This is a genomic window from Pseudomonas edaphica (genome assembly GCF_005863185.1).
GTDB classification, from domain to species: domain Bacteria; phylum Pseudomonadota; class Gammaproteobacteria; order Pseudomonadales; family Pseudomonadaceae; genus Aquipseudomonas; species Aquipseudomonas edaphica.
Window position 1 is genome coordinate 1 of record NZ_VBVZ01000542.1, and the last position, 4205, is coordinate 4205.

Consider the following 4205-nt stretch of genomic DNA (forward strand, 5'->3'; position numbering starts at 1 on the left):
GCTTTGGTGATGATCCGTGGGCCTTTCTCTTTCAATTGCTTGAAGTCGCTGAACGGCGCCAGGTGGTGATCATTGCTCAAGGCTTGCCATTCACGGGTTTGCGGGTTGTTGCTGGACATACCGGTCTCCTAGACTTTTTCGGTGAAGGGCGCGCGGGTTGCCCCGCGCGCCCGGCGCATCAGACGGCGAAGAGCAGGAATTCCCGCTCCCACGAACTGATCACGCGCTTGAAGTTTTCATGCTCGGCCCGCTTGACCGCGACGTAGCCTGTGATGAATTTCTGCCCCAGGTACTTCTCGATGGTCTTGCTGTTTTCCATGCGCTCCAGGGCGTCTTCGATGGTCAACGGCAGGCGCAGGTTGCGGCGCTCGTAACCACGACCCACTACAGGTGCGCTGGGGTTATGGCCTTCGACCATGCCGATGTAGCCACACAGCAAGCTGGCGGCAATCGCCAGGTACGGGTTGGCATCGGCGCCTGGCAGGCGGTTTTCGACACGGCGGTTCTGCGGGCCGGCATCCGGTACACGCAGGCCCACAGTGCGGTTCTCTTCACCCCACTCCACGTTAACCGGCGCCGAGGTGTCGGGCAGGAAGCGGCGGAACGAGTTCACGTTGGGGGCAAACAGCGGCAGCAATTCAGGGATGAATTTCTGCAGGCCGCCAATGTGGTTCAGGAACAGCTGGCTCATGGTCCCGTCTTCATTAGAGAAGACGTTTTTGCCGGTAGCGATGTCGATGATGCTCTGGTGCAAGTGCATCGCGCTGCCCGGCTCGCCGGTCATCGGCTTGGCCATAAAGGTGGCGGCCACGTTGTGCTTGAGCGCGGCTTCACGCATGGTGCGCTTGAACACCAGGATCTGGTCGGCCAGGGACAAAGCATCGCCGTGACGGAAGTTGATTTCCATCTGCGCCGTGCCGTCCTCGTGAATCAGCGTGTCGAGGTCCAGCTCCTGCAGTTCGCACCAGTCGTAGACGTCTTCGAACAACGGGTCGAATTCGTTGGCGGCTTCTATAGAGAAGGACTGGCGGCCCGTCTCCGGGCGACCGGAACGGCCAATCGGCGGTTGCAACGGGAAGTCCGGGTCTTCGCAGCGCTTGGTCAGGTAGAACTCCATCTCCGGCGCCACGATCGGCTGCCAACCCCGGTCGGAATAGAGCTTGAGTACCTTCTTGAGCACGTTGCGCGGCGACAGCTCGATGGGGTTGCCTTGTTTGTCGTAGGTGTCGTGGATCACCTGGGCGGTGGGCTCGATGGCCCAAGGCACCAGGAATACCGCGTTCTGGTCGGGGCGGCAGATCATGTCGATGTCGGCCGGGTCGAGCAATTCGTAATAGATGTCGTCTTCGACATAGTCGCCGGTCACGGTCTGCAACAGAACGCTCTCGGGCAGGCGCATGCCTTTTTCGGCGATGAACTTGTTGGTCGGCGAGATCTTGCCCCGGGTGATGCCCGTGAGGTCGCCAATCATGCATTCGACTTCTGTGATCTTGTGGTCTTTCAACCAATCGGTGAGCTGGTCGAGGTTGTTACTCATAAATGCCTCTGGGCTGTGTTTCCTGACATCCATTAAAGGTCAGGCGTTGGTTGACGCAGCATCCGCGTCGCGTTGTATCGCCCGCTTTCGACAAGCCGAGCCAAAGGCCTGGAAGATCGCGAGGTAGTGCGGGTTAGAGCTTACCTGCCATTCGGGGTGCCATTGCACTCCTAAAGCAAAAGCCTTGCCCGACGTGTAAGAAAAAGCTTCGATCAACCCATCGGGTGCGGTCGCTTCGACCTGCATACCCGGCGCCAGGCGATCAACGCCCTGGCTATGAATCGAGTTGACCTGGATCGTCGGCGGCAAACCCAGGCCTGCCAATACCCCATTGGGGGTAATCGCCACGGCGTGCGCCGGGCCGTACTGGACTTCCAGCGGCTGGGTCTCGTCTTCGCGGTGATCCATCATGCCCGGTACTTCATGAACCTTCTGGTGCAGGCTGCCGCCGAACGCCACGTTCATTTCCTGAAAGCCACGGCAGATGCCCAGCACCGGCACGCCGGCCGCAATCGCGGCGCGCAGCAACGGCAGGGTGGTCTGGTCGCGTGCAGAATCATGAGCAGTCCCGGGCGCGCTAGCCGGACCATCGTAGTGAAAGGGTTCGATATTGGACGGGGAGCCGGTAAAGAGAATGCCATCCAGGCCGTCAAGAATATTGGCCGGGTCGAGCAGATCACCCAAGGATGGAATGATCAATGGCAAGCCCTTGGCAGCGACTGCGACTGCACGGACGTATTTGTCGCCACTGATGTGATAAGCATGCAAACCGACCTGTTTGGAGCAGGCGGTGACGCCGATTAACGGCAGGCGAGACATGAAGCACCCCGGTATTATTGCTGTTATGGGTTTGAATCGAGCTTAGCCTTGTTCATTTTTTTACACAACACCCCCGTAAAAAATACAACACGGCCCGCTTTAGCCTGCTAGTCCCAAGCCCTTCAAACCCAAAAAACCGCCCCAAAAAGCCCCAAAAAAGGCCTCAAGGCGCTTTTTTAGGGCAAAAAAGGCCTCGCTTGACTTCGGCATGCCGTTCGGGTTGACTGAAACCAGAAAAGATCAATGATTGATATTTTTAACAACAAAGGTGTTGCATCATGTCGGTACCCCCGCGTGCCGTTCAGCTTAACGAAGCGAACGCGTTCCTTAAGGATCATCCTGAGGTTCTGTACGTAGACCTTCTAATTGCGGATATGAATGGTGTGGTGCGCGGTAAGCGCATCGAACGCACCAGCCTCCACAAGGTTTACGAGAAGGGCATTAACCTGCCTGCCTCTTTATTTGCCCTGGATATCAACGGCTCGACGGTGGAAAGCACCGGCCTGGGTCTGGACATCGGTGATGCTGACCGAATCTGTTATCCAATCCCCGACACCCTGTGCAATGAACCCTGGCAAAAGCGCCCAACCGCGCAACTGCTGATGACCATGCACGAACTTGAAGGTGAACCTTTCTTCGCCGATCCTCGCGAAGTGCTCCGCCAAGTTGTAAGCAAATTTGACGACCTCGGTCTGACCATCTGCGCCGCCTTCGAGCTTGAGTTCTACCTGATCGACCAGGAGAACGTGAACGGCCGCCCACAACCGCCCCGCTCGCCGATCTCCGGCAAACGCCCGCACTCGACACAGGTGTACCTGATCGACGACCTCGACGAATACGTCGACTGCCTCCAGGACATTCTGGAAGGTGCCAAAGAGCAAGGCATCCCGGCTGACGCCATCGTCAAGGAAAGTGCCCCGGCGCAGTTCGAAGTGAACCTGCACCACGTCGCCGACCCGATCAAGGCCTGCGACTACGCGGTACTGCTCAAGCGCCTGATCAAGAACATCGCCTACGACCATGAGATGGACACCACCTTCATGGCCAAGCCTTACCCAGGCCAGGCAGGCAACGGTTTGCACGTACACATCTCCATTTTGGACAAGGACGGCAAGAATATTTTTGCCAGCGAGGATCCCGAGCAGAACGCCGCATTGCGTCACGCGATCGGCGGTGTGCTCGAGACCCTGCCCGCCCAAATGGCGTTCCTGTGCCCCAACGTCAACTCCTACCGTCGTTTCGGCGCACAGTTCTACGTGCCGAACTCGCCGTGCTGGGGCCTGGATAACCGCACTGTGGCCATTCGCGTACCCACCGGCTCGTCCGATGCCGTGCGTATCGAACACCGCGTGGCCGGTGCCGACGCCAACCCGTACCTGCTGATGGCTTCGGTCTTGGCGGGCGTGCACCACGGTCTTACCAACAAGATCGAGCCTGGCGCTCCGGTGGAAGGCAACAGTTACGAGCAGAACGAACAGAGCCTGCCGAACAACCTGCGCGATGCATTGCGTGAGTTGGACGACAGCGAGGTGATGGCCAAGTACATCGATCCTAAATACATCGATATCTTCGTCGCCTGTAAGGAAAGTGAGCTGGAAGAGTTTGAACACTCCATCTCCGACCTTGAGTACAACTGGTATCTGCATACGGTGTAAGCCGTTGCTGCTTTAAAAAATGCCGCAGGCTTTATGGCCTGCGGCATTTTTTTTGAGTTTATTCCGGTAGACCGCGTTGTATTCATCGCAGGCAAGCCAGCTCCCACACTTGAATGCGTTCACAGATCAAAGTGTGGGAGCTGGCTTGCCTGCGATGAGGCCCTGGCAGACAACACACCCTCCTGCTCATACAA

General features: G+C 57.8%; 4 protein-coding genes. 1 reads left to right on the top strand and 3 read right to left on the bottom strand.

Features of this window, described 5'->3' with window-relative positions; all coding sequences use genetic code 11:
- From FEM54_RS34755 to FEM54_RS26075, 3 genes are all read right to left on the bottom strand, one after another.
- On the bottom strand, window positions 1–119 hold a 119-nt coding region (locus FEM54_RS34755), incomplete at its 3' end, for a hypothetical protein (RefSeq protein WP_240792806.1).
- A 59-nt stretch (window positions 120–178) separates the two neighbouring features.
- The gene (locus FEM54_RS26070) at window positions 179–1537 is read right to left on the bottom strand and encodes a glutamine synthetase family protein (RefSeq protein WP_017139534.1); all 1359 of its coding nucleotides are present in this window, start codon (window positions 1535–1537) and stop codon (window positions 179–181) included.
- A 39-nt stretch (window positions 1538–1576) separates the two neighbouring features.
- The gene (locus FEM54_RS26075; RefSeq protein WP_138453611.1) at window positions 1577–2356 is read right to left on the bottom strand and encodes a gamma-glutamyl-gamma-aminobutyrate hydrolase family protein; all 780 of its coding nucleotides are present in this window, start codon (window positions 2354–2356) and stop codon (window positions 1577–1579) included.
- Window positions 2357–2634: 278 nt separating this feature from the next.
- Here FEM54_RS26075 and FEM54_RS26080 point away from each other — a divergent pair, with 278 nt between their 5' ends.
- Window positions 2635–4011 (top strand): glutamine synthetase family protein, encoded by a 1377-nt coding sequence (locus FEM54_RS26080; protein WP_003213894.1) that lies wholly within the window; start codon window positions 2635–2637, stop codon window positions 4009–4011.
- Window positions 4012–4205 lie beyond the last annotated feature (194 nt).

What these genes read in the sequence shown, in the direction of transcription:
- FEM54_RS26080 (WP_003213894.1), top strand. Translation starts at nt 2,635, where the DNA reads ATGTCGGTACCCCCGCGTGCCGTTCAGCTTAACGAAGCGAACGCGTTC.
- FEM54_RS26075 (WP_138453611.1), bottom strand. Translation starts at nt 2,356, where the DNA reads ATGTCTCGCCTGCCGTTAATCGGCGTCACCGCCTGCTCCAAACAGGTC.
- FEM54_RS26070 (WP_017139534.1), bottom strand. Translation starts at nt 1,537, where the DNA reads ATGAGTAACAACCTCGACCAGCTCACCGATTGGTTGAAAGACCACAAG.